Consider the following 23,733-nt stretch of genomic DNA (forward strand, 5'->3'; position numbering starts at 1 on the left):
CATTTTCGCTAGGGACACTGATTAAAGCCTCTCTGAGCCTCATGTCGGCAGGGTGTGACACGCCTTGCGTCAGCCGGACGGCAAAATGTCAGTCTGCTCAACGGTCTCGTCTTAACGGGTCCAGCAACTCGCCCGCCTCCCGGCGCCGAAGGCAGCGCAAGATCGGAAAGCGAAAGCTGTGTCGGAGCCGGTGAGTGCAGCGGCGGACAAGCATCCCGCAACTTAAGAAGCAGCCAGTTCGGAACAGGCGAGCGACCGCAGCCTGGCGTCGGCTCTGGAAACAAAGACGCTTCAAAAGGCACCCGGTTTTACCAAACTCTCGCAAATGGTTGGGTGAGATCCCCAAGCCGGCCCCGGCAGGATTGCCCTTTTGCACCGCAAAGAAGCGTAACGGATATCGCTTCCTGCACGGGAGGCCATCGCAGCGGCCCTCCGGTCCAGGCAGCCGGGGAACAGTGCAGTTGGACCTCTGTCCGGCCTGCTCCGCTGGTGCCTTCCATGCAGCCAAGAACGTGACGGTTGACCAGAAATCACCGCATCTAAAGAACGATGCCGCTTTTGAGGCGTTACCGAAGTCGGAATATGAGAATTCAAGCGAGTGAGACGATGTCAGCCAAGGACTACACGACGCAAACTGGTAATGGCGGAGAACTTCACCAACAGGCCGGAGGCAGCGTGCCTCCGCTCACGACACAGGTTGGTGCCCCTCTTTCCGACGATCAAAACAGCCTTCGGATCGGACGACGCGGCCCTACCCTGATCGAGGACCAGGCTTTCCGCGAGAAGCTCTTTCACTTCGATCACGAACGCATTCCGGAACGGGTCGTCCATGCACGCGGCTATGGCGCCCATGGATATTTTGAAACCTATGAAAGCCTCAGCGACATTACGGCAGCCGACATCTTCCAGCGCGCGGGTGAGAAAACAGAGGTCTTCGTGCGCTTTTCGACCGTTGCGGGCAACAAGGGCTCAATGGACCTAGCGCGCGATGTGCGCGGCTTTGCGGTCAAGTTCTATACCAACGAGGGGAACTGGGATCTGGTCGGCAACAATATTCCGGTGTTCTTCATCCAGGACGCGATCAAGTTTCCCGACCTCGTCCATGCCGCCAAGCAGGAACCCGACAGCGACTTCCCTCAGGCCCAGACAGCGCATGACAACTTCTGGGACTTCATCTCGCTTATGCCAGAGTCCATGCACATGATCATGTGGATCATGTCGGACCGCGCCATCCCGCGGTCCTTTCGCTTCATGCAGGGCTTCGGGGTCCATTCCTTCCGCTTTGTGAATGCTCAGGGCGAGGCCCGCTTTGTCAAGTTCCACTGGAAGCCGAAGCAGGGAATGCAATCGGTGATCTGGGACGAGGCGCTTCGGATCAACGGCGCAGATCCCGACTTCCACCGACGCGACCTGTGGACCGCAATCCAGTCCGGTGACTACCCGGAATGGGAACTGGGTGTGCAGGTCTTCGATGACGCCTTCGCCGAGCAGTTCGAGTTCGACGTTCTGGATGCCACCAAGATCATTCCCGAAGAGATCCTCCCTGTCCGCCCGATCGGCCGGATGGTCCTGAACCGGATGCCGGACAACTTCTTCGCGGAAACCGAACAGGTGGCCTTTCAGACCGGAAACATCGTGCCGGGCATCGACTTCTCTGAAGACCCGCTGCTGCAGGGCCGCAACTTCAGCTATCTGGACACGCAGCTGAAGCGGCTCGGAAGCCCGAACTTCAACCACCTTCCCATCAATGCGCCGCGCTGCCCGTTCCACCACTTCCAGCAGGACGGGCACATGGCCACGCACAATCGGCGCGGCCGGGCGAACTATGAACCGAACAGCTGGGGCGGTGCGCAAGGCGGCCCGCGAGAGGTGGCGCAGGGCGGCATCCGGGCAGTGCCAGTGTCATACAGCGGAGAGAAGGCCCGTGTGCGTTCCGAAACTTTTGCGGATCACTATTCGCAAGCCCGGCAGTTCTATATCAGCCAGACAGGCATCGAGCAAAAGCATATGGCGGATGCCCTGACTTTCGAACTCTCCAAGGTCAAGACCAAGGCCATCCGGCTGCGGATGCTCTCGCATCTACTGAACATCCATGACGATCTGGCAGAGGCGGTGGCGCAAGGCCTGGGCATCAAGGAGATGCCTGCCCCCGCGACGCCCGCCGTCCCGCCGCGCACCGACCTGCCCGAGAGCCCGGCCCTGTCGATCCTGAATAACGGTCCCGACAGTTTCGCGGGCCGCAAGATTGGCATGCTGCTGACCGAAGGCGCAGACGCGGTTTCAGTCAAGGCTATCGTCGATGCTGCCAAGGCCGAGGGCGCGATGGTGCAGTTCATCGGTCCATTGGCCGGCAGCGTGACGCTGTCCGACGGCACCGAGCTGGAGCTTGACGAAATGGTCGAAGGCGCCCCCTCTGCTATCTTCGACTCGGTGGCGATCCTGCCCTCGGCGAACCAAGTGGAGATGCTGGCCGCTATGCCCGCGGCGCGCGACTTCGCCGCGACAACCTGGGCCCACTACAAGTTCGCCGCCTATAATGATGCGGCAAAAATGCTGTTCATGAAGGCGGGCCTGCCGGAGGATCTGGATGGAGGCTTCCTGCCCGCGTCGGATGCGGCAGGCTTCATCGCCGCTTGTCGCAACCTGCGTTTCTGGGAACGGCAGAATGCCGCCTGAACCAACGGTGGGCGCCACACGGCGCCCATTCCCTTATCAGCGCAGATACAGCCATACTGCCACGCCTGCCAGATAGATCCAGGCAATCCCGAAAATCCAGGGGGAATGGATGGCAAGCAACGTCCCTTCGTGGAACCGTCGGCTCAGCGTCGGATCACGCGGCGGCTCGTCCTTTCCATGTTCGGTCGGCCAGTAATCCGCCAGGTCGCCGTGCTGTTCCAGCAGGGCGTTCTGCCGGTCGTGCCACCGCTGGATCACCCCGTAAGATGTCCGAATGGACCGCAGCGCATCCAGCGACAGGACGAAGCCCAGCAGTGCCAGGGGCAGCGAGACCAACAGCACGAAGATCCCCGGCTTGGTCCATCCCGCATTCATGGTTGAGGCATAGGCGATGACCAGAAAGGATTGAGATGACAAATAGGCGCCTAGCCTGCCCGACAGCATCTGGCTTTCGAACTGAATTTCGTTACGAAAGGCAGTCAGTCGCTTGATGTTCTCGTTGCGGATGTCGGTGTCTTCCATGGGAACCATCGCTGGATTGTCAGCCAAGATTGCCCAGGACGACCACCGCTTCCCAAGGCTCAAGCGTGATGGGACCGGCCGGCACCGAGTGACGTGGATGCGCCGTGCAGATCAGGCATGTGCCGTTGCTGGCAAGGCCGGGGGGCACCTCGGTTCGGGCGGGCTCGGACGAGATGTTACACAAAACCGACAGCCGCTGGTTGTTCCACTCGCGGGTATAGGCCCAGATCTGTGGATGATCCTCCAGCCAGGAGACGAAGCGGCCTTGGACGATTACCTCATGCTGCTTGCGCAAGGCAACGAGGTGGCGGTAATGCGCGAGAACTGAGTTCGGGTCGTTGCGTTGTGCCGCGACGTTGATGTCCGCGCTGTTCGGGTTGACGGCAATCCACGGCTCGCCCGTCGTAAAGCCCGCGCCGGGTCCTGTGTCCCACTGCATCGGCGTGCGCGCGTTGTCCCGTGCGGTGATGCCGGCACCTTCAAGGAACTGATGCTCGGGCAGACCCTGCATCAGCATCTCGCGGTGCATGTTGATCAGTTCGATGTCGCGATAATGGGTGATCTCAGTGAAGCCCGCATTGGTCATGCCGATCTCCTCGCCTTGGAACACGAAGGGCGTGCCGCGCATCAAGTGAATGGCCGTGGCCAGCGCCTTGGCTGACCGATCCCGCCACTGGCCCGCATCGCCATAGCGCGAAACAGACCGCGGCAGGTCGTGGTTGTTCAGGAACAGTGAATTCCAGCCGTCCACCTCCAGCGCTTCCTGCCAGTCAGTCCACACCTTCTTGAAAGCCACCAAGTCCAGTGGATGCGGGCGCCACTTGCCGTGCACCCTGTCCCAGCCAGCGACGATGTGCTGGAACTGGAACACCATGTCGAGTTCGCCTCTGTCGCGCCCGCAGTAAAGCAGCGCTGTTTCCTTTGTGACATTCCAGCTTTCACCCACGGTGACGACATCGCGGCCTGCCAAGACTTCACGGTGCATCTCTTGCAAGAAGTCGTGCAGATATGGGCCTTCGGTGATCAGGTCGCGGTCGATGTCTTTGCCGATCAGGTCGATCACGTCCATGCGGAAGCCACGCACGCCCCGATCCAGCCACCAACGCATCATATCATAGACTGCCTGACGCAGCGCGGGGTTCTGCCAGTTCAGATCCGGCTGCTGCGGCGAGAACAGGTTGAAGACATAACGGCCGACCTCGGGATAGAAGGTCCAGACCGGGCCGCCGAAATAGGCCTTCCGGTCGTCAGGCGGGCCGCCGTCCGGCGCAGGATCGCGCCAGTAGTAGAAGTCGTGGAACGGCGAGGCGCGGTCCTGCTTGGCCTCCAGAAACCAGGGGTGCCGGTCGGAGCTGTGGTTTACCACCAGGTCCATGATGATGCCGATGTCGCGCCGATCAGCCTCGGCCACCAGCCGGTCGAAATCTGCAAGCGTGCCGTATTCCGGCGCGATGTCCTGGTAATCCGAGATGTCATAGCCGTTGTCGGCCATGGGCGAGCGGTAAACGGGCGAGAGCCAGATCAGCCCGATGCCTAGGTCCGCCAGATGATGCAACCGGTCGATGATGCCTGGGATATCGCCCACACCGTCGCCATTCGCATCGGCAAAGCTGCGCGGATAGATTTGATAGGCGGTGCGGTTCATCCACCATTCTGTGCGTCGTGTCATCCTGTCTCCTTCGGAACAAGCTTGCGTCCCTGACGTTCATCACGGTCTTTCAGGAGCGTCCCATGCTTAAGTCTGTCCTTCCCATGCCGATCGGTGCCTCGCTGACCGAGGAAGGAACCTTTTTCCGTGTCTGGGCCCCCGACCGGCGGCATGTGAAGGTCCTACTTGACGAACCCGTTGCCCTGGAACCCGAAGGCAACGGCTATTTCTCGGCCCTTGTTCCCGGCGTAGTGGCCGGAACACGTTATGCCTTTCAGTTGGATGATGAGGACGGCCAATGGGCCGATCCCGCCTCGCGCTTCCAGCCCGAAGGGCCGGAGGGACCGTCCGAAGTCTCGGACCCGGCCTTTCCCTGGACAGATGCGGATTGGCTGGGCTTGTCGAGGCGCGGGCAGGTCGTCTATGAGATGCATGTCGGCACCTTCACGCCGGAAGGCACCTGGGCGGCTGCGGCCGAGCATCTGCCCCGGCTGGCAGATCTTGGCATCACCGTGATCGAGATGATGCCGGTGGCGGATTTCTTTGGCCGCTTCGGCTGGGGCTATGACGGCGTGAACCTGTTCGCGCCGACGCGGCTTTACGGGCGGCCCGACGACCTGCGCCGCTTCATTGACCGCGCCCATAGGCTTGGCATGGGCGTGATCCTTGACGTGGTCTACAACCACATCGGGCCGCGTGGAAACCCGCTGCCAGCCTTCACGCAGCGCTATTTCACCGATCGCTACGAATGCGAATGGGGCGAGGCGATCAACTTCGACGGCCCTGATGCCGCCCCGGTGCGCGAATACTTTATTCAGAACGCCGCCTACTGGATTCGCGAATTCCATTTCGACGGGCTGCGGTTGGATGCCACGCAAAGCATCTTCTGCGCCCGCACACCCCATGTCATTGCCGAGATCGTCCAGGCCGCGCGCGATGCTGCCCACCCACGCCAATGCCTTATCGTGGCCGAGAACGAACCGCAGGACGCGGCCCTGCTGGCCGATCCTGCAGAGGGCGGGCAGGGGATCGATGCAGTTTGGAACGATGACTTCCACCATTCTGCCATGGTCGCGGCCACGGGACGCAACCCGGCCTATTATTCCGATCATCGCGGCACCGCGCAGGAATTCATCTCGGCCGCCAAGCACGGCTGGCTTTACCAGGGCCAGAACTATGCCCACCAAGGAAAACGCCGGGGTGAGCCCGTACTCAACCAGCCACCGGAAGCCTTTGTCACCTATCTGCAGAACCATGATCAGGTGGCCAACACCGGCAGCGGACGGCGGATTGATCGGCGAACAAGCCCGGCGCGGCTTCGTGCCTTGACCGGCCTGATGCTGCTGATGCCCGGCACACCCATGCTGTTCCAAGGTCAGGAATTCGCGGCCTCGACGCCCTTCTTCTACTTCGCCGACATGGGAAAGGAATTGCGCGGCCCCATTGCCAATGGCCGGGCCGAGTTCCTGAAGCAGTTTCCCGCGCTGGCAACCGTGCAGATGCAAGACCGTCTGGCCCCGCCGGACGAGCCCGACACCTTCGTGAACAGCCGGCTGAACTGGGCCGAATGGGACAAGCACGTCGAGGCCGTGGCCCTTCATCGCGATCTTCTCGCCCTGCGCCGGACCGATCCGGTGCTTGCGGCGCAAGGTGCGCAGGGCTTGGACGGCGCTGTACTGGAGCAAGGGTCGTTCCTGCTCCGCTTCGGGCGGGGCCGCGAGGTGCGGCTGCTGCTGGTGAACCTCGGGCGTGACCTGCACAAGGCATCACTTCCCGAACCGCTTCTTGCGCCGCCCCTCGGATGTCGCTGGCAGCTGGCTTGGTCGAGCGAGGACCCGTCGTATGGCGGCAGCGGCACGCCTGAACCCGAAATCGATGGCGCTTGGACCTTGCCTGCCGAAGCAGCCGTCCTGATGGCACCGATGGTCAAAGAGGAGCGACGGGCCTCAGGACTTCCGTAACCGAGCGGCATTCAAGGCCTCGTGCAGCCGCTTCGCCAACATGCGAAGCCAGCCCGGAGCGGAGTGCGCGTTGCCCTTTTTCATGCGTTCAGGCCTGCTGAAGAGACGCTTGGTGCCTCTGGCTCGCATAACGATGTCGCCGCTGCCCTAGGGCAGCGGCGGAACCCTTGCGGCTGGTGGAAGTTGGCCTCGGCATGACACAGGGCACATCATGGACGTATCGCTTGGGACAACTGTTTCTGCTCACCGTTGCCCTGTCCTGACGCAGATCGTCATCGCCATTCCTGTCAGAAACGAAGCCGAGCGACTTCCACAATTGTTGCGTGCCCTGGCAGCGGCGGCCTTGCAGTCCGCCTTGCCGGTAACCGTTGTGGTCTTGGCCAACAATTGCACCGACCACAGCGCCGACATTCTCCGTTCTTTCGCTCATCCCTTGCTGCGTCTGGAGGTGCATGAGATCACTCTTTCGGACCCCAATGCGGGCCTTGCCCGGCGCTTGGCCATGGATCTCGCCGCGCGGACGGGTGCGCTGATGTTGACCACGGACGGAGATGCCGCGCCCGATCCCCACTGGATCGCGGCGGCGATACACGCGGCGACTGCAGGGGCTGACCTGATCTGTGGCAGGATCGAGGCCGATTGCCGCCATGTCCTGGCCACGCCCTCCGGACGCCGCGTGGCAGAGGCAGAGACAGCCTATGGCAAGCTGCAGCACGAGATCCGCCATGCGATGGACCTCTTGGATGGCCGGCAGGGTTCATCTCGACCACATTACATCGAGTCTGGGGCCTCCATGGCGATCCGCGCTGATCGCTATCGCCTGATCGGCGGCTTGCCCAAGGTTCGATCCAGCGAAGACCGGGCCTTGGTCCATCACGCCGAGGCACAGGGCCTGATCGTCCGATATGCAGAGGACATGCTCGCCATTGTGTCGGGAAGACTACACGGTCGCGCGGAAGGCGGCATGGCGGAAACCCTGCTCTATCGTATGCAGGAAGAGGATCCCGTGGCTGATCAGTCGATGCTACCGGTGCCTGTGCTGGCAGACCTGTGGTCCCAAGCAATCGCCCGCCGTAGCCTGCCTTATCCGAGTCGTGCCCATCCTGTTGGCGTCAGGCTGCGCGCTTCGGATCTGGAGGCAGGACTGCCGGAACTTGGGAGATTGGTCGAGCAGACGGTGCGTCCGCAGCTGCTGATGCAACAGGAGAGGGCGGCATGACCGATATCGCGCATGCTGCGCGACTTGTGGCCGAGGCGCCATGCGATGGGCCCGATGGTCCCTCGGGAAGTGCCTTGGCAGCCGCGCTGCGACACGGGGGCCTTCTTGAGGCCTCCCTCACGCTCGAAGAGCTTTTCCAGGCCCTGGTCGCGATCGGCAGGGCAAGCCTGTCGGCAGGCCGTCTCTTCGAAGGTCATGTGAATGCAGTCAAGCTGTTGAACCTTTATGCCCCGGAGCAAAGACCCGATGGCCTGCTGGGCATCTGGGGCGCCGACGGCCCCGATCCGGTCAGGATAGAAGGCACTGTTCTGCGGGGGCAGAAGCTGTTCGCCAGCGGTGCGGATGTGCTGGACCATGTCGTCGTGACCGCAAGGAACGAAGACCAGGTGCAGCTCCTGTTGTTCAGCCGCCCGCAACTCGCGGGGCGACTGTTTCCGGAGGAATGGCAGGTCTCGGGAATGCAGGCGACTGCGTCGGGGCGCTGCAACCTGGACGGCCTTTCCCCCGATCACGCGGTCTGCATCGGGGGCGTCGGCGATTACCTGATTGAACCGCACTTCCAGGGCGGCGTGTGGCGCTACGGCGCTGTTCAGTTGGGTGGAATGCAGGCCCTGACAGCCATCACCGCCGAGCAGTTGCAGCAACGGCAGCAGGAAAAGGCGCCCTTGCAAGCAATGCGCCTCCACCGCATGGTGACGGCCTGTGAAACAGCTCGGCTCTGGCTGAGGCAAGCCGCGCAGGCGGTCGAGCGTCCTGAGGCAACTGCCGATGATGCCGAAGCCTCGATCCTTGCCCGGCTTCTGACCGCGCGCGAGGCAGTTGCGCTGATGAATGCCATGGACGAGGCCTTGGGTGCAGCTTCCTTTGCGACAGCTCATCCTGCCGACCGCATCCGCCGCGACCTGAGCTTTTATATCCGCCAAGCCAATCCCGATGGCCTGGCCTTGGGAGCCATGGCGCGCATCCTGGATACGCCTGCCTTGCGTGAACGGTGGATCGGATGAGCAGGTTTCTTGACAACCTTGGTCCGTCCGTGACCGTTGCGGACCTTCTGGATGGCCGCTCCCTGGTGGTGCTTGCTCCACATCCCGATGACGAGACGCTGGGCTGCGGGGCATTGCTGTTTGATGCCGCTGCTGCCGGCGTTTGCTGCAGCGTGATCTGTGTGACGGACGGCAGCCGGTCGCACCCGAAGTCGCGGACATGGCCGCCCGATCGGCTGGCACGCCAACGACGCGCCGAACTTGAAGCGGCTGTTGCTGTTCTGGGCGTGCCCATGCACTGGCTTGGCCATCGGGACTGCGAGGTGCAGACAGACGCGGATATCTCTGATCTGATCCCGAAGGGCTCCTTGCTCCTGGCAACGTGGGAGGGCGATCCGCATGTCGATCATCAGAGCGTGGCGCGCTTGGGGCGCAGGATGGCCCGTCCGGATGTGGCGCTTGCCTTTTACCCGATCTGGGGTCGCTTCACAGAGCGCACTGCCTCGGCAAGAACCATTACGGCTTCAGAACCGGCGCGGCTTGCCAAGCGGCAGGCTCTGGCCTGCCATTTCAGCCAAATGACGCGGCTGATCGATGATGATCCGGACGGCTTTGTCATGGAGGCGTGGCGGCAAGAGCATTTTCTTGACCACCCTGAGATCATTATTGCCCCATAGCGACACCCTTGCCCATCTTGCCCGCCTTTACGGCGCAAGCGAGGATCCCTGGGACCATCGCTCCAGTTCCTATGAGGCTGCCAAATACGAAGCAACACTTTCGGCGATCGGACCTGGTCCGTTTCGCGAGGCTTTGGAGATCGGCTGCGGCAACGGTGAACTGGCGAGCCGTCTGGCCCCACGCTGCCGTCGCCTGACTGCCATGGAGTGCATCCCCGCCGCCGCGCAAAGCGCCCGCCGCAGACTCGCTGGGTTTTCCCAAGCGGAGGTTCTGGACGGTTGCGCGCCCCAGGACCTTCCCCGGATACAACCCGATCTCGTCCTTCTGTCAGAGGTGCTTTACTTCATGACGCCTGCGGAGATCGGGGTACTGGCCCTTTGGCTGAACAGGAACGCGGCTGGTCCCATTGTGGCAGTCAACTGGACGGGACCGACCGATGAGCTGCTGACAGGACCTGAGGCCGTCGGCTTGCTTGCGCAAGGCCTTCTCACCCGGCAAGTGCAGCACTTCGAGGGCTTTCGGATCGATGTCTTGGCGACAGCGAAGCAGGAGAGTGTCCAAGCGCCCTGACTGGGGTTTGTGCTGGTCCATGGTGAAGGCTCTGTGCTTCTCGATGAGTTCGGCCAGAACGTGCAGCTGCTCTTTACAGATGTGAACATGCCACCGGGCGAACTGACGGGTTTCCACCTGGCACGGCTCTGCGCGCAGGACTGGCCCGAGATCGCCATAATTGTGGCCTCAGGGGATGTGGCGGCTGGACCAGGGGCTCTGCCCGACGGCGCCGAGTTCATCAGCAAGCCCTTCACCGACAATGTGGTTCGTGACCACCTGCTGAAGATTCTTCCCGAAGGCCGCCGTCCCGAGTCGCTGACAAACAGCGCCGACTAAGCGCCACGATGAGGGCGCCGAAGCGGTGGTGCCTGGAACCCGGATCCCCGTCTTGTGTTTACCGAGAAGGTCTGCGGCGTCTCTGAATATCGTTGATTTCCTGGACAGGCAACGACCGTAATCTACCTGAGCTCAGATGCTCATTTTAATTTCCTCTCAGGGATTCAGCCGTACAGACGCCAAACTAGACATTCCCACTCCCCCCTCAAACAACACGGCCAAAGACATCGCGCTTTCCAGCGTACTGCACCATCGCACTGTGATGCAGTGGCCGTCCACCCATGCAGGATTAGTCCGGCTGAGCGAGGCAACGTGCTGGCCTGATCGCCTGCCCCAAACAAAGTGTGCTTATCATATGCAAGCTTTACCATTGGCCCGGATATTGTTCGCAGCCGCACGCAGTACCAACCTGACGCCCAGCACGGTCGTCGCCCTGATCATGCAGGTGTTTCGTTGTTTGCTGAACCGCTGTGCACGCATCCAGAATGAGCCGTAACTCTTCATCTGAGGATGTGTTTGCGTGATCGCAGATTCATGTCCGGCCATGGGCGGGCAATGGGCTATCTATTGCCTATTCTATTCAGTGACCTGTATTTTTTTTTGCGAGCAGGGCTTTCAACTGTCGTCCCGACTAATCGCATCGACGCATTAGCGCAGATAACCTTTCTGGCAAAAAATATCACATGCAAGGATATCATCACGCCCATAGCCTTTCCGGATATGCAGCTTCAACGGGAGGATCGCATGAACGTTTGGGAAAAGATGCTGAACAAAGCATCGGCAGGCGTCACAAAAAGCACTGCCATCATAAAATTCGCTACCAGCAGATTATTTTCCGTCGGAGGATCCGCTTTGGCGCGCTCTGGAGTGGCCGTGGCGGCGTTCGCTGCGGCTTTGAGCTCTGCTGCGCCGGGTTATGCCGAATATGCAAAGGTCTCGGACGACCTGTCCATTTACTATCAAAAGTCAGGACACGGGCCGCTGCCGATCGTCTTCGTTCCGGGCTGGACGATGTCGAGCGAGGTCTATTCCAAGCAGCTCGCGCATTTTTCCGACTCTGACAAGTATACGTTTTACGCGATCGATCCGCGTGGTCAGGGTCTGAGCTCACATACCGAGGGCGGGCATTTCTACGAGCAGCGCGGAAGGGACTTGAAGGGGTTCTTCGATGCGCTTGGTTTGAAAAAAGTCGTTCTTGCAGGCTGGTCGTACGGAGCGCTGGACGTTTCCTCTTATCTGCATCTGGCTGGAACCGAGAATCTTAGCGCGTTCATCCTGATCGATGGGTCGCCGCGTCCGGTCGGGGACGACAACAGCAAGGAATGGGTCTGGTATAACAGAACGGATTCCGACCAGTTCCGCGAATTCTTTACCATGCCAGTGCTGCTGGACCGGCAGAAGGCGAACGAGGATTTCGCGAAGTGGATGCTTGAAGATCCCTCGGAAGAGAACATCTCATGGGTGTCGAATATTTCCAACCAGACGACGGATACGGTCGCTGCGCTGACCAATGAAGCGGGCGCTTACGCAAACTATGAGGCAGATGTGAAGGCTCTGGAGGGTAAGCTGCCCTTCATGATCGTCGCCCGCGACGAGTGGCGCGATATCGTCCAGAACTGGGTAAAGCAAAACGCTCCGTCCACGACGGTGGCGGTGATGGGCAAGCATCTCATGTTCTGGGAACGTAGCGACCAATTCAACGCTGCGCTCGACAAGTTCCTGGAAACCATCCCGAACTGACACAGGGCCGCTTGTGCGGCAGCAAGGGACTTTGAAAATCGTCTTGGGCGGGCTAGTAGATTGGCCTGCCCGAGCCGCGTTAAAATCCACGGCAATGCGAATGTTCTGCCTGTTTCGCGGGCTGGCCCGCTCACGGCTGACTGTCGAAAGGAGAAAGAATGCACTCTGCAACAGATGTCACAGCATCTCCGCGAGATTGCCAATGGGACGTCGACGGACTTCGCATCTCTGGGTTGGCTTGGGGACCGCAGGATGGAATCCCGGTTCTCGCCCTGCACGGCTGGATGGATCATTCAGGCAGCTTTCAGGAGCTGGCCCCCGGCTCACGGGATGTCATGTCGTAGCGCTGGATCTGAGTGGTCATGGACTGAGCGCACATCGTGCGGGGCATGCGACATACAATATCTGGGACGATCTGCCGCAGATTGCCGAAGTTCTGGATCAGCTGGGCTGGGACAGCTGTGTGTTATTGGGCCATTCGCGCGGCGCGATCATCGCGACCCTGTTCGCAGCAATCCTGCCAGAAAAGGTTCGCGGCTTGATCGCGCTGGATTCGCTTCTTCCCGAACCGGCAGCACCTGACAGTTTTGTCAAAACGCTTCGCGCCTTCGTGGAAGGAAGCCGCCGGCAGAAATCCCGGCCGGGCCCGGGTATTTGACACAAGGCATGACTATCTTGAACGCCGTAGGACGCAAGGGAACTCGCTTGCGGTTGCGGATGCATTGGCCGACCGTGCACTAGAGCCGCTGCCCGACGGATTTCGCATGCGCGCCGATCTGAGGTTGTTCGCAAGCTCAGCCGTCCGGTTGACCCTTTCCCAGATAGAGACAGTGTTGCGCTCGCTAGAATGCCCTGTGCTGGATATCTGGGCGAAAGACAGTACCGACCGCACTCTTGCCCATCGTCAGGCAATGCTTGCGCTATGCAAGGAGTGGGTGAGGGATTACACGGTTCTGGAACTGCCGGGGGATCACCATTTCCATCTGAACCCTGAAGTCGCAGCGGCTCTCTCTCGCTCTGCGCTGTCTTTCATCTCGGATAACCGCGCCTGATCGGCGCGATTATCCAGGTGATCGCAGTAGGTGAAAAGGGTGATCGGCAGAACTTTGCAGATCTGCTCGGCAACATGTTCAACACCATGATCATCGATACGAGTAATGAGCGAAAGTTGGTGATGCCCTGAGGGGGCGGCATATCATGGCGGTGTTCAGAACGCCGTCAATTCTCAACCGAGAAAGGGATATGCCACATGCCAGAGACTACCATCACCCAGCTGTCCGATCCATCCGGATTCAGCACCGATCCCTTCACCGATATTATCCGTGACGGCGCGCGCAAGTTGATCGAACAGGCAATCCACGCGGAGTTGGCAGCGCTGATGGCCGCCTTTTCCGCCGAGAAGCTGGAGAATGGCACATCACGGCTGGTGCGCCATGGTTACCTGCCGGAACGGGAGGTGATGACCGGGATTGGCCCCGTGCCGGTGAAAGTGCCGCGGGTGCGCGATCGCAAGCCCGGTGAGGACAAGATCACCTTCACACCCAGCATCCTGCCGCGATACCTGCGCAAGGCGAAATCGGTCGAGGAACTGCTGCCCTGGCTTTACCTCAAGGGCGTCAGCACAGGGGACTTCAGCGAAGCGCTGGCAGCGCTTCTCGGCCAGAACGCCCCTGGGCTTTCGGCCAAGACGATCACGCGGCTGAAGGCAGACTGGTGGACCGACTATGAGGCCTGGCAAAAGCGCGACCTAAGCCATCGGCGCTTTCTCTACATCTGGGCCGATGGCGTGTATTTCAAACCGCGCATGGCTGAGGAGAAGCAATGCGTTCTGGTGATCGTCGGGGCCGATGAATATGGCCGCAAGGAGCTTCTGGCGATGATCGACGGCTTTCGCGAAAGCGCTGAGAGCTGGCGTGAGCTCTTGCTAGATCTCCGGCGCCGGGGCCTGAAGCAGGATCCCAACCTGGCCATCGGCGATGGCGCGCTCGGGTTCTGGACCGCGCTGCGCGAGGTCTTCGCCACCACCCGTGAACAACGCTGTTGGGTCCATAAGACAATGAATGTGCTGAATGCGCTGCCAAAGTCGCTGCAGGACAAGGCCAAGAGCCATCTGCATGACATCTGGCAGGCGGAAACCAAGGCCGAGGCCGGCGCCGCCTTCGACTTCTTCGTCGAAACCTACGGGGTCAAATACGACAAGGCCGTTGCCAAGCTGGTCAAGGATCGCGAGGCGCTGCTGACCTTTTACGACTACCCGGCCGAGCACTGGAAACACATCCGGACATCCAATCCAATTGAAAGCACCTTCGCGACCGTCCGGCACCGAACGAAACGCACCAAAGGATGCCTCAGCCGCAGGACCGGGCTGGCCATGGCCTTCAAGCTGATGATGTCGGCGCAGGGGAAATGGCGCAAACTCGACGGCCAGAACCGCCTCCCGGAAATCATTCAGGGGATTGAGTTCCGCGACGGCCTCCGCCAACTTCAAGCCGCCGCCTGATCACGCGTCACCAACTTTTGCCCATATCTCCATCGATACAGCCAACCATCACTTCGATTAGCGGTCGAGTATCCGTGTTGGTCAAGGGCGTTCATGCAGCTAATCTCGCCCCTCGCGCACACGGTTTTTGCATGGATGGGTGCGCGAGGCTGTAAGTGAGCTATGGATAAATTTGGGTGACGCGACTTGATCAGGCGGCGCGGCTTTGGTTGGCATCGTCAGCGACGACCCCGTCGGTAAATCTGACGCCTTCGATGACGTGTGGCAACTGGTTTGTGCCGTTGAGCTTGCGCCACTTCTTCGATGCGGCCCGGACCAGGGTGAAGACCATCAGCTTTGCGGTTTTCTGGGACAGTGCGCCCTTGGTGCGGACAGTGCGATGTCGGACGGTGGCAAAGACACTTTCAGTGGGGTTCGAGGTGCGCAGATGCTCCCAGTGTTCGGCCGGGAAGTCGTAGAATGCTAGCAAGGCCTCGTTGTCCTTGGTCAGGCAGGAGACGCCACGCTGGTATTTGGCGGCGTATTTTTCCTTGAAGATCTCGATGGCCGCCAATGCCGAGGCGCGGGTTGCGGCATGGGAGATCTCGCGCAGATCGGCGGTGACAGCGGGCTGCATGGATTTGGGGAAGCAATTGAGCACATTCGCCATCTTGTGAAACCAGCAGCGTTGATGGCGGGTGCCAGGAAAGACCTCATCCATGGCCTTCCAGAAGCCCAAGGCGCCATCGCCGACAGCCAGTTCCGGCGGCACGGCAAGGCCGCGGGCCTTGAGATCGACCAGCAGCTCGCGCCAGCTTTGCGCGCTCTCGCGCACCCCGACCTGGAAACCGACGAGTTCCTTCTTTCCTTCGGGTGTAGCCCCGAGGACCACCAGCATGCACTCGGCTTGCGGCTCCATACGGGCCTGAAGGTAGACGCCGTCGGCCCAGATGTAGACATAGCGGCGTGCCGAAAGGTCGCGGCGCTGCCAGCGGTCGTAATCCTGCTGCCAACCTGCCGTCAGCCGCGAGATCACACCAGGTGACAGGTTCGGGGCATCCGGTCCCAGCAGCGCCGTCAGCGCCTCCTGAAAGTCGCCCATGGACACGCCACGCAGGTAAAGCACCGGCAGCAGCGCATCGAGACTGCGGGAGCGCCGCGCCCACCGTGGCAGGATGTTGGAGGTGAAGCGGATCCTCTTCTCCGCTCCCACGGCAGCGCGGTCGCGGACCTTGTGCCGTTTCACGGCGAGCGGCCCGATCCCCGTCTGGATCGTCCGCTCCGGCCCGGTCCCGTGATGAACAACGCGCTGACGGCCATCGGACAGCCGCTTGTCCGCAAAGCGGGCAACAAAGTTGGCCGCCTCGGCCTTCAGTGCGGCGGCCAGCATCTGGCGTGCGCCCTCACGGGCAATCTCGGTTAGCGGGTCAACGATCGAACCAGGCTGGTGAAGCGGGCTGATCGTGGTATTGTCGTTCATGGCGTATCGCTCCTTCGGGAGGTTCTGGCAGGCTTCAGCACCCGCCACGATACGCCGCCTTCTCAGGCTCCATCACCCATTTTCAGCCATAGCCCTTTCGGTTCTGGGGTGCGCCATTAGGGCTGGTCGATTCTACGGCTGCAACTGGATGCGCTGTTCGTCGGGGGCGGACTTGGCAGCGGCAGCCAAAGTCCGTCAAAGCATCCGGCCCAACTAATGGCGACGATAAGAATAATCATGTGCCAACCGCGAAGCGCGCCCATAGCGTTGCTGCAACTCGGGACGCAAGTATCGCGAAAGGAATTTTTGATGGCTGAGAAGAAGGTTGCGCTGGTTACTGGTGCGGGCGGTGGCATGGGCATGCCGACTGTTCGCCGTCTGGTCGCTGATGGCTTCCGCGTTGCGGCGCTTGATCTGAACACCGAAGAGCTTCAGAAAATGATCAGCGACGAGGGTCTTGATGCCGTCGCCTATCAGTTTGACGCCACCTCGGAAGAGCGTTGCCGCGGTATCGTGGCGCAGGTGAAGAAAGATTTTGGGCGGATCGATGTATTCGTCAACATGATCGGTTGGACTGCCAGCTCGCGCTTTGTCGAAGAGCAGAGCGGCTACTGGCAGAAACTGGTCGCGATCAACTTCATGCCGGTGGTCTACATGAGCCACGCCATCGCGCCGATCATGATCGAGCAGGGCGGCGGCAAGATGCTGTTTGTCACGTCGGATGCCGGCAAGGTCGGGACTTCGGGCGAGGCGGTCTATGCAGGCCTGAAAGGCGGCGTGATTGCATTCGCGAAAAGCGTCGCACGCGAATGGGCCCGCTACAACATCAACGTGAACTGCACCGCGCCCGGGCCGACCGACACCCCGCTGGAAGCAGATCAGGATCCGGAATTGGTTGCCCGCCGCATGAAGGTCATCCCGTTCCGCCGCATGGCGAAACCGGAAGAGCAGGCCTCGGCTATCGCCTTCTTCGTGTCCGATGATGCCAACTATATCACCGGTCAGGTGCTGAGCATCAGCGGCGGTCTGACGATGCAATAACCCACGGATATGTGAAGAAAAAGATGTCACATACCGGTATCGACCCCGACGTCCGCAAGGCGATCATGGAGAGCGTTGACCGCTTCTGCCGCGAGCAGCTTGGTCCGCGCGCTCAGCAGATCGACGACGACGGCGTGTTTCCCATGGAGCTCTACCATCAGTTCGCGGATCTGGGGATCTTTGGGCTTTGGGTTCCCGAAGAGGACGGGGGTGTCGGTCTGGATCTGATCGCGCCTCTGAAAATCTCGGAGCGCCTTGCGCGTCACAATGTGGCTTTCGCGATCTCGGTCTCGAATTGCGGAGACTGCATTGCACCCATCGTTGCCAATGGCAGCGAAGAGGTGAAGGCGCTTTACCTTCCGCAGATTCTGTCTGGCGAGATGGTCCCGGCATTCTGTCTGTCGGAACCGGCAGGCGGATCGGACGTCGCTGCCATGACCAGCACCGCCGTGCGCGACGGTGACGACTATATCCTGAACGGTCGCAAGATGTGGATCACGAGCGCGCCGGTTGCCGGGGTGTTCGTGGTCTTCGCCAAGACCGATCCGGCTGCGGGACACAAGGGGATCACTGCTTTCGTGGTGCCGCGCGATGCCGAAGGGCTAAGCGTCGGCGCGCCCGAAAGGCTGCTTGGGTTGCATTCCAGCCCGACTGCAGAGGTCTCTTTTACCAATGTCCGCGTCCCGGTGGGCAATCGGCTGGGCGAAGAGGGCACCGGCTTCCGGCTGGCCATGATCACCATGGACGAGGCTCGGGTGAATATCGCCTGTTGTGCTCTTGGTGCAGCGGCAACCGCAGTCGAGACGGCCGTGGAATATTCGCGTGAGCGCAAGCAGTTCGGGGTCCCGATCATCGACCATCAGGGTCTGGGTTTCGAGGTTGCGGATCTGGTGACAGGGCTTGCGACCGCCCGGGCCATCGTCGGCAACGCTGTGCAGGCAATGGCCGAGGGCAAAGGCCGCCTTCCGGGCGTCTACGCTGCGATGGCCAAAAAGGTTGCGTCCGATTTCGCGATGGAGGCTGCTGTCACCGCAACGCAGGTTCTGGGCGGATACGGCCTGACCCGCAGCTATCCCACCGCACGGTTGATGCGCGACTGCAAGGCGCTGCAGATCTTTGAGGGTACGAATGAAATCCAGAAATGGATCATCTCGCGCGAACTGGCCCGCAATGGGCTGGATCTGTTGGAAATGGACGATCTGCTGGCCTGACCGGCGGATCACGATCTCAACAAGAGGACTGAAAACATGGGTAAGCCTGTAGACATCCTGGGGCATCTGTTCACCCCGGAATCGATCGAGAAGCACTTTCTGGGTGACGAAGAGGAACTGGCCGTCTTTGAAAGCCTTGGTCGTGCCAAGACGCTGAAGGGCATGTCGGTCGCAGACTTCAAGAAATACGTCGAAGAAGTTGGCCTTGGTCGCACCAATATCGCGTCCTTCTATGGCTGGAGCTACCGCTTCCAGCGCCCCTACCTGCATGTGACGCCGGAAGAGGTCTACGAAGTCACCAAGCAACTGCCGGGTATCGCCTACGGCCTGTATGGCGTTAACCCGTTCGATGCGCTCAAAGGCGTCAAGCACTTCGAGAAATCGGTCAAGGAATACGGCTTCGTCGGCATCCACGTGCACCCGCACGGTTTCGATCTGGGGCCCGACCACGCCTATTACTTCCCTTATTACGCGAAATGCGTCGAACTGGGCGTTCCGGCCGTCTTCTCGATGGGCCACACGCTGGACTTCATGCCGATCGAAAACGGCCGTCCGGCCCGTCTGGACAAGATCGCGCTGTATTTCCCCGAACTGACCATCGTGTGCACGCACACCGGCTGGCCGTGGGTCGAAGAAGCCATCGCCCTGGCCTCGAAGCACCCGAACGTCTACCTCGGCACCTCGGCCTATGCGCCGAAATACTGGAAGCCCGAGATGGTGAAGTTCCTGAACTCGTGGGGTCAGGACAAGGTTCTGTGGGGCTCTGATTTCCCGCTGGTGAAGCACCAGGAAGCGTTCGATCAAATCGCCGAGCTGAACCTCAAGCCGCAGGTCGTCGAAAAGTTGCTGTGGAAGAACGCCGAGAAGGTCTTCAAGTATAAGTAAGGCAGCACTGCCAGAAAGGATCCATCGCATGAAATCGCCTATCCGTCTTGAAATGGAAGATAAAGTTGCGGTTCTTACCATTGATCGCAACGAACGCCGCAACTCGCTGGATAACGATGCGATTGACGCCTTTCTGGCAGCCTTGAACAAGGTGCGCCGGTCGCAAGTGGTGGCTCTTGTTATCACGGCGGACGGTGACCGTTCCTTTTGCGCGGGGTCTGACCTGAAAGCGCTGAACGGTTATAACGAAGAAGAGGTGACGCATCACACGCACCTCTTCCAGCTTCTGACAGAGACCATCGACGAGTTGCCCTGCGCGACCATTGCAGCCATCGAAGGCGCCTGCCTTGGCGGCGGTCTCGAAATCGCGCTGGCCTGCGACAGCCGCATTGCGGATCGGGGCGCCCGTTTCGGGTTTCCCGAAATCACTGTCGGTGTTCTGCCGACGGGCGGCGGTACCATCCGCGCTCCCCGCGCCATCGGTCTTGCCCGCGCACGTGAAATGATGCTTTTCGGTGAGCCGGTTGATGCGAAAGAAGCGCAGACCATCGGTTTGATCAGCAAGGTTGTGACGGGCAATGTCCGCGAAGAAGCCCGCGCGCGCGCCGAGCTTCTGGCAAGCCAGACGCACCGTGAGGCGGTGATGCTTCTGAAGGCGATGCTTGTTAGCGGCGCCGGGGCTCCTCCCCGCCTCGGCGCCACACTGGCCTATCTGGGTGATGTGGCGCTTTCGCGCTCGCCTTACTTCCTGAACGCCGATCAATCCAAGTAATGGTCGCTGCGGCAGATCCCATGTTGCAAGGAGTTCGGGTGCTGGATTTAAGCCAGTTCATTCCGGGCCCCTACTGCAGCATGCTTCTGTCAGACCTTGGCGCCGATGTCGTTAAGGTCGAGCCTCCTCGCGGCGATCCGCAGTCGATCGATGGGCCGCTGGACGGCGATGGCGTTTCGCTATGGTACAGGATCATAAACCGCAACAAGCGGATTGTTCGCCTGAACCTGAAGGAAGATGAAGGTCGGGAGATTTTTTCCCGGCTTTTAGCCGTGGCGGATGTGCTTATCGAATCCTATCGGCCCGGTGTGCTCGCACGGCTGGGTTTTGACTCTGAACGATTGGCCCAGCTCAATCCCACTCTGATTCATTGTGCGCTGTCAGGCTGGGGCCAAACTGGCCCTAATCGCCTTCGCGTGGGGCATGATAACAACTATCAGGCCTCTGTCGGGGTGCTGGATATCTCGGGCACGATGACGCAGCCGGTCGCCGGCAACCCGCCGATCGCGGATTACGCAGGAGCGATGAATGCCTATGCGCTTGTCTCAGCCGCCCTCTTCCGGCGCGAACGGACGGGGCAGGGAGCCTATATCGATATCGGCATGGCCGACGCGGCGCTGGCGCTGATGGGTCCCGAGGTCGCGGCTCTTGCCCGGCCCGAGTTTGACCGGCGCCGGGGGCGGGGGCCCTATGCCGGCGGCTGGGCCTGCTATAATCAGTATCGTTGCGCTTGCGGTAGATACATCACACTTGGCGCGCTTGAACCCCGGTTCTGGGAAAATTTCTGCAATATCATCGGCCAACCCGACTGGATCGAACGGCAGGACGAGCCACGGCCACAGTCGGGCCTGATCGCCGATGTTGCAAAACTGATCGCGACGCGCAGCCGTGCCGACTGGACCGCGATGCTGGACCAAACAGACACCTGCTTTCACGCAGCTCTTGAGCTGACAGAGCTGGAAGCGAACGAACAGATTGCGGCGCGCGCCGTTTTGACCCGTGGTCATGATGGAACCCCGGATGCGCTGCTTCCTGCGTGGCTGGACGGTACGCCGCCGCCTGCACGACGACCTTTTACCAACGCCGACGCTGCCATTGTGGCAGACGGATGGGCACGACATATGACCCAGTAAAGCGAGGAGCAGACATGACCTTCAAAGCAGTCATCATCAACAAGCAAGACGATGTCTATTCGGTTGAGCCCGGAGAGTTGAACACGGCCGATCTGATGGAGGGCGATACGGTTGTCTGCGTCAGCCACTCCTCGGTGAACTACAAAGACGGTCTGGCCGTGACCAACCGGGCGCCGGTTGTGCGCCGTTTCCCGATGGTGCCGGGTATCGACATGGTGGGCGTGGTCGAAGAAACCACTGCGCCGGGCGTTTCCGTGGGCGATGCGGTCATTCTGAACGGCTGGGGCACGGGTGAGACGCATCTGGGCGCCTGGGCCGAAAAGTCGCGTGTTCCCGGTGAATGGCTGGTGCCGCTGCCCAAGGATCTCTCGGCGGAACAGGCTGCGGCAATCGGTACGGCTGGCTACACCGCCGCGCTTTGCGTTCTGGGCCTGCAGGACGGGGGCGTCACGCCCGAGTCGGGTCCGGTTCTGGTGACGGGCGCGGCTGGCGGTGTCGGCTCGGTTGCCATCGCTCTGCTGGGTTCGCTTGGCTATCACGTCATCGCTTCGACCGGTCGCCCGGAAGAGGGCGACTATCTGAAAAAGCTTGGCGCCGCCGAAATCATCGCGCGTGACGAACTTTCCGGCAAGCCGCGCGCCCTCGGCAAGGAACGCTGGGCGGGTGCGGTGGATTCCGTCGGCTCAACGACTTTGGCGAATGTCCTGTCGATGACCCGTTATGGCGGCACGGTGACCTGCTGTGGCCTTGCCGGCGGCATGGATTTGCCCGCCTCGGTTGCGCCGTTCATTCTGCGCGGCGTCAAACTGGTTGGCATCGACTCGGTCATGGCGGCACGCGATCTGCGACTGCGCGCCTGGGCGCTGCTGGACCAGAAACTCGAGCGTAATCTGCTGGCAGAGATGACGACGGTCGTTCCGCTGTCGCAAGCAATCGACGTTGGCCAGCAGATTGTCGAAGGTAAGGTTCGTGGTCGCGTTGTCGTCAAAATCGACTGAATGATTGCAATCTATGCGCTTGCCGATGAACTGGCAGAGCATAGATTTGCCCCGTCGTACTAAAGCCCGGTCGCGGGAATACGCCGGTGCCCTGCGACATCGTAAGTTGCGCTATATCCCGACGAGGGGTAAGGCCAGCCTCTTCTGTGATGCGCATTGGAAGAAGGCGGCCTTTGACATAATAAAGGTCTCGGATCCAGCGATCTGCGGTTCCGGGACCTTTTCCATTTGTGTTCCAGTTTGCGCCGCCCGCAGCGCAGAACAGTAACCAGCGCCGTCACCGTCGCGCTCAGATCCCGCTCGAGCGCGATGATAACCTGGCGGCTGATCCCGGCCGAGGTCGCAGTATCGGAATATGTCAACACGCGCAGGGGTCGTGTTGTGCGCAGAATGTTCATGTCAAAAATTGCTGCTTCCTCGGCTATCAACAAGGAAAGAAATAATGACATTGCATGCGCCAGATCATTTCCTCTGTAACAGATGCGGCCTTACGTGAAGGCGCAGAAGAACGACGACCGGGACGCGGAGGCCATCGCCGAGGCTGCCACGCGTCCGACAATGCGGTTCGTTGAATTGAAGAGCCAGGATCAACTCGATCTACAGACCCTGCACCGGGCCCGCTCGCGGGTGGTTGGGGTCAGGCAGACATTGCTCAACCAGCTGCGCGCGATCTTGCTGGAGCGCGGGATCACCTTCCCGCAAGGAAGACGCGTGCTCGAACGCGAGGTCGATGCCTTGATCGCGCAGCGGCCCGAGGGGCTGAGCCCCCGCATCTACGAGCTGGTCGCCGACATGCGTGCCGAGTGGCGCGAACTCGACGGCCGTATCGCTGCCTTGAATGCGGAGTTTGCCGAGCTTGTCCGGGCAGACCCCCAAGCCGGGCGTCTGGTGACGATCCCCGGTGTCGGCGTTCTGGGCGCCACCGCCATGGTGGCGGCAGTGGGCTCAGGCGACGCCTTCCGACGAGCGCGCGATCTTGCCGCATGGCTCGGCCTTGTTCCGCGGCAAATGACAACCGGCGGCCGACCGAAGCTGCTGGGGATCACCAAGCGGGGAAACAAATACTTGCGCATGCTGTTCATCCATGGGGCTCGCGCGGCACTGCCAGGGCTGGCGAAGACCGAGACGCCGCTCGGCGCCTGGCTGCGCGGTCTGCTGGCCCGAGCGCACCGCAATGTTGCGGTTGTCGCCTTGGCCGCCAAGCTGGCCCGAATTGCCTGGGCAACGTTGCGCCGTGGCGCGCGCTTCGAGCCTGGGCATAGGACAGTGACCGCATAGACGGATCGCTCCCGGCGCTACTGTTCAAGCGCCGCGGCGAAAGAGGTTTGCGGAAGGAGGAAGATGGCTGAAGGGTCGACCCCGCGCTTCGGAAGCCTGGTTCAAAAAACGGCACGAACAGCCCTCAGGCTCGGGATGCCG

Annotated in this window: 20 protein-coding genes and 1 pseudogene; 18 read left to right on the forward strand and 3 right to left on the reverse strand. The window is 60.9% G+C overall.

What is annotated here, in order from left to right; translation table 11 throughout:
* The first annotated feature begins 582 nt into the window (after positions 1 to 582).
* Positions 583 to 2,676: a catalase gene (locus tag FIU66_RS16235; protein WP_201281145.1), complete on the forward strand. Its 2,094-nt coding sequence runs from the start codon at positions 583 to 585 to the stop codon at positions 2,674 to 2,676.
* Between the two features lie 36 nt (positions 2,677 to 2,712).
* On the opposite strand, the gene FIU66_RS16240 is transcribed toward FIU66_RS16235, so the two are convergent.
* Both FIU66_RS16240 and FIU66_RS16245 read right to left on the reverse strand, forming a co-directional pair.
* Positions 2,713 to 3,198, reverse strand: coding sequence for a hypothetical protein (locus tag FIU66_RS16240; protein ID WP_167623945.1), 486 nt, complete (start codon positions 3,196 to 3,198; stop codon positions 2,713 to 2,715).
* Positions 3,199 to 3,217: 19 nt separating this feature from the next.
* Complete coding sequence (locus FIU66_RS16245) at positions 3,218 to 4,867, reverse strand: alpha-glucosidase (RefSeq protein ID WP_167623946.1); 1,650 nt, start codon at positions 4,865 to 4,867, stop codon at positions 3,218 to 3,220.
* Positions 4,868 to 4,929: 62 nt separating this feature from the next.
* Here FIU66_RS16245 and treZ point away from each other — a divergent pair, with 62 nt between their 5' ends.
* From treZ to FIU66_RS16290, 10 genes are all read left to right on the forward strand, one after another.
* A complete protein-coding gene (gene treZ / locus FIU66_RS16250; protein WP_167623947.1) occupies positions 4,930 to 6,807 on the forward strand; it encodes a malto-oligosyltrehalose trehalohydrolase in 1,878 nt (625 codons plus the stop codon).
* 211 nt (positions 6,808 to 7,018) lie between these two features.
* Complete coding sequence (locus FIU66_RS16255; RefSeq protein WP_167623948.1) at positions 7,019 to 8,026, forward strand: glycosyltransferase family 2 protein; 1,008 nt, start codon at positions 7,019 to 7,021, stop codon at positions 8,024 to 8,026.
* A gap of 74 nt (positions 8,027 to 8,100) precedes the next feature.
* Entirely contained in the window at positions 8,101 to 9,030 is a 930-nt protein-coding gene (locus FIU66_RS16260; RefSeq protein WP_167623949.1) for an acyl-CoA dehydrogenase family protein, read from the forward strand.
* A gap of 29 nt (positions 9,031 to 9,059) precedes the next feature.
* The gene (locus tag FIU66_RS16265; RefSeq protein ID WP_167623950.1) at positions 9,060 to 9,686 is read left to right on the forward strand and encodes a PIG-L deacetylase family protein; all 627 of its coding nucleotides are present in this window, start codon (positions 9,060 to 9,062) and stop codon (positions 9,684 to 9,686) included.
* Positions 9,604 to 10,257 (forward strand): SAM-dependent methyltransferase, encoded by a 654-nt coding sequence (locus FIU66_RS16270; RefSeq protein WP_167623951.1) that lies wholly within the window; start codon positions 9,604 to 9,606, stop codon positions 10,255 to 10,257. Before FIU66_RS16265 ends, FIU66_RS16270 begins: the two co-directional genes overlap by 83 nt.
* 9 nt (positions 10,258 to 10,266) lie before the next feature.
* Positions 10,267 to 10,575, forward strand: coding sequence for a response regulator (locus tag FIU66_RS16275; protein ID WP_167623952.1), 309 nt, complete (start codon positions 10,267 to 10,269; stop codon positions 10,573 to 10,575).
* Between the two features lie 555 nt (positions 10,576 to 11,130).
* A complete protein-coding gene (locus tag FIU66_RS16280) occupies positions 11,131 to 12,315 on the forward strand; it encodes an alpha/beta fold hydrolase (RefSeq protein WP_240544827.1) in 1,185 nt (394 codons plus the stop codon).
* Between the two features lie 100 nt (positions 12,316 to 12,415).
* Positions 12,416 to 12,973, forward strand: coding sequence for an alpha/beta fold hydrolase (locus FIU66_RS18225; RefSeq protein ID WP_240544828.1), 558 nt, complete (start codon positions 12,416 to 12,418; stop codon positions 12,971 to 12,973).
* Positions 12,974 to 13,079: 106 nt separating this feature from the next.
* Positions 13,080 to 13,367, forward strand: a complete 288-nt coding sequence (locus FIU66_RS18230) for a hypothetical protein (RefSeq protein WP_240544829.1) — start codon at positions 13,080 to 13,082, stop codon at positions 13,365 to 13,367.
* 197 nt (positions 13,368 to 13,564) lie between these two features.
* On the forward strand, positions 13,565 to 14,815 hold the full coding sequence (locus FIU66_RS16290) for an IS256 family transposase (RefSeq protein WP_167622666.1): 1,251 nt from the start codon (positions 13,565 to 13,567) through the stop codon (positions 14,813 to 14,815).
* Positions 14,816 to 15,005: 190 nt separating this feature from the next.
* Here the strand turns inward: FIU66_RS16290 and FIU66_RS16295 are convergent, their stop codons facing one another.
* Positions 15,006 to 16,274 (reverse strand): IS256 family transposase, encoded by a 1,269-nt coding sequence (locus FIU66_RS16295; protein ID WP_167623953.1) that lies wholly within the window; start codon positions 16,272 to 16,274, stop codon positions 15,006 to 15,008.
* A gap of 309 nt (positions 16,275 to 16,583) precedes the next feature.
* Here FIU66_RS16295 and FIU66_RS16300 point away from each other — a divergent pair, with 309 nt between their 5' ends.
* The 7 genes and pseudogenes from FIU66_RS16300 to FIU66_RS16330 all read left to right on the forward strand — a co-directional run.
* Positions 16,584 to 17,315 carry an SDR family NAD(P)-dependent oxidoreductase gene (locus tag FIU66_RS16300; protein WP_167623954.1) on the forward strand — a complete coding sequence of 244 codons (732 nt, stop codon included), beginning with the start codon at positions 16,584 to 16,586 and terminating at the stop codon, positions 17,313 to 17,315.
* Positions 17,316 to 17,338: 23 nt separating this feature from the next.
* On the forward strand, positions 17,339 to 18,526 hold the full coding sequence (locus tag FIU66_RS16305) for an acyl-CoA dehydrogenase family protein (RefSeq protein ID WP_167623955.1): 1,188 nt from the start codon (positions 17,339 to 17,341) through the stop codon (positions 18,524 to 18,526).
* 36 nt (positions 18,527 to 18,562) lie between these two features.
* Positions 18,563 to 19,411 (forward strand): amidohydrolase family protein, encoded by an 849-nt coding sequence (locus FIU66_RS16310; RefSeq protein WP_167623956.1) that lies wholly within the window; start codon positions 18,563 to 18,565, stop codon positions 19,409 to 19,411.
* 28 nt (positions 19,412 to 19,439) lie between these two features.
* Positions 19,440 to 20,183: an enoyl-CoA hydratase/isomerase family protein gene (locus tag FIU66_RS16315; protein WP_167623957.1), complete on the forward strand. Its 744-nt coding sequence runs from the start codon at positions 19,440 to 19,442 to the stop codon at positions 20,181 to 20,183.
* A 38-nt stretch (positions 20,184 to 20,221) separates the two neighbouring features.
* Positions 20,222 to 21,316, forward strand: coding sequence for a CaiB/BaiF CoA-transferase family protein (locus FIU66_RS16320; protein WP_240544830.1), 1,095 nt, complete (start codon positions 20,222 to 20,224; stop codon positions 21,314 to 21,316).
* Positions 21,317 to 21,330: 14 nt separating this feature from the next.
* The gene (locus tag FIU66_RS16325; RefSeq protein WP_167623959.1) at positions 21,331 to 22,314 is read left to right on the forward strand and encodes an MDR family oxidoreductase; all 984 of its coding nucleotides are present in this window, start codon (positions 21,331 to 21,333) and stop codon (positions 22,312 to 22,314) included.
* Positions 22,315 to 22,803: 489 nt separating this feature from the next.
* Positions 22,804 to 23,592: pseudogene (locus FIU66_RS16330) on the forward strand (IS110 family transposase); the annotation flags it as partial.
* Positions 23,593 to 23,733: the final 141 nt, after the last annotated feature.

Source organism: Paracoccus sp. AK26, from assembly GCF_011801365.1.
Lineage (GTDB): Bacteria > Pseudomonadota > Alphaproteobacteria > Rhodobacterales > Rhodobacteraceae > Paracoccus > Paracoccus aerius.

What these genes read in the sequence shown, in the direction of transcription:
- FIU66_RS16240 (WP_167623945.1), bottom strand. Translation starts at nt 3,198, where the DNA reads ATGGAAGACACCGACATCCGCAACGAGAACATCAAGCGACTGACTGCC.
- FIU66_RS16305 (WP_167623955.1), top strand. Translation starts at nt 17,339, where the DNA reads ATGTCACATACCGGTATCGACCCCGACGTCCGCAAGGCGATCATGGAG.
- FIU66_RS18225 (WP_240544828.1), top strand. Translation starts at nt 12,416, where the DNA reads ATGTTCTGCCTGTTTCGCGGGCTGGCCCGCTCACGGCTGACTGTCGAA.
- treZ (WP_167623947.1), top strand. Translation starts at nt 4,930, where the DNA reads ATGCTTAAGTCTGTCCTTCCCATGCCGATCGGTGCCTCGCTGACCGAG.
- FIU66_RS16315 (WP_167623957.1), top strand. Translation starts at nt 19,440, where the DNA reads ATGAAATCGCCTATCCGTCTTGAAATGGAAGATAAAGTTGCGGTTCTT.
- FIU66_RS16290 (WP_167622666.1), top strand. Translation starts at nt 13,565, where the DNA reads ATGCCAGAGACTACCATCACCCAGCTGTCCGATCCATCCGGATTCAGC.
- FIU66_RS16270 (WP_167623951.1), top strand. Translation starts at nt 9,604, where the DNA reads ATGATGATCCGGACGGCTTTGTCATGGAGGCGTGGCGGCAAGAGCATT.
- FIU66_RS16310 (WP_167623956.1), top strand. Translation starts at nt 18,563, where the DNA reads ATGGGTAAGCCTGTAGACATCCTGGGGCATCTGTTCACCCCGGAATCG.
- FIU66_RS18230 (WP_240544829.1), top strand. Translation starts at nt 13,080, where the DNA reads ATGCGCGCCGATCTGAGGTTGTTCGCAAGCTCAGCCGTCCGGTTGACC.
- FIU66_RS16300 (WP_167623954.1), top strand. Translation starts at nt 16,584, where the DNA reads ATGGCTGAGAAGAAGGTTGCGCTGGTTACTGGTGCGGGCGGTGGCATG.
- FIU66_RS16325 (WP_167623959.1), top strand. Translation starts at nt 21,331, where the DNA reads ATGACCTTCAAAGCAGTCATCATCAACAAGCAAGACGATGTCTATTCG.
- FIU66_RS16235 (WP_201281145.1), top strand. Translation starts at nt 583, where the DNA reads ATGAGAATTCAAGCGAGTGAGACGATGTCAGCCAAGGACTACACGACG.
- FIU66_RS16280 (WP_240544827.1), top strand. Translation starts at nt 11,131, where the DNA reads ATGGGCTATCTATTGCCTATTCTATTCAGTGACCTGTATTTTTTTTTG.
- FIU66_RS16295 (WP_167623953.1), bottom strand. Translation starts at nt 16,274, where the DNA reads ATGAACGACAATACCACGATCAGCCCGCTTCACCAGCCTGGTTCGATC.
- FIU66_RS16245 (WP_167623946.1), bottom strand. Translation starts at nt 4,867, where the DNA reads ATGACACGACGCACAGAATGGTGGATGAACCGCACCGCCTATCAAATC.
- FIU66_RS16255 (WP_167623948.1), top strand. Translation starts at nt 7,019, where the DNA reads ATGGACGTATCGCTTGGGACAACTGTTTCTGCTCACCGTTGCCCTGTC.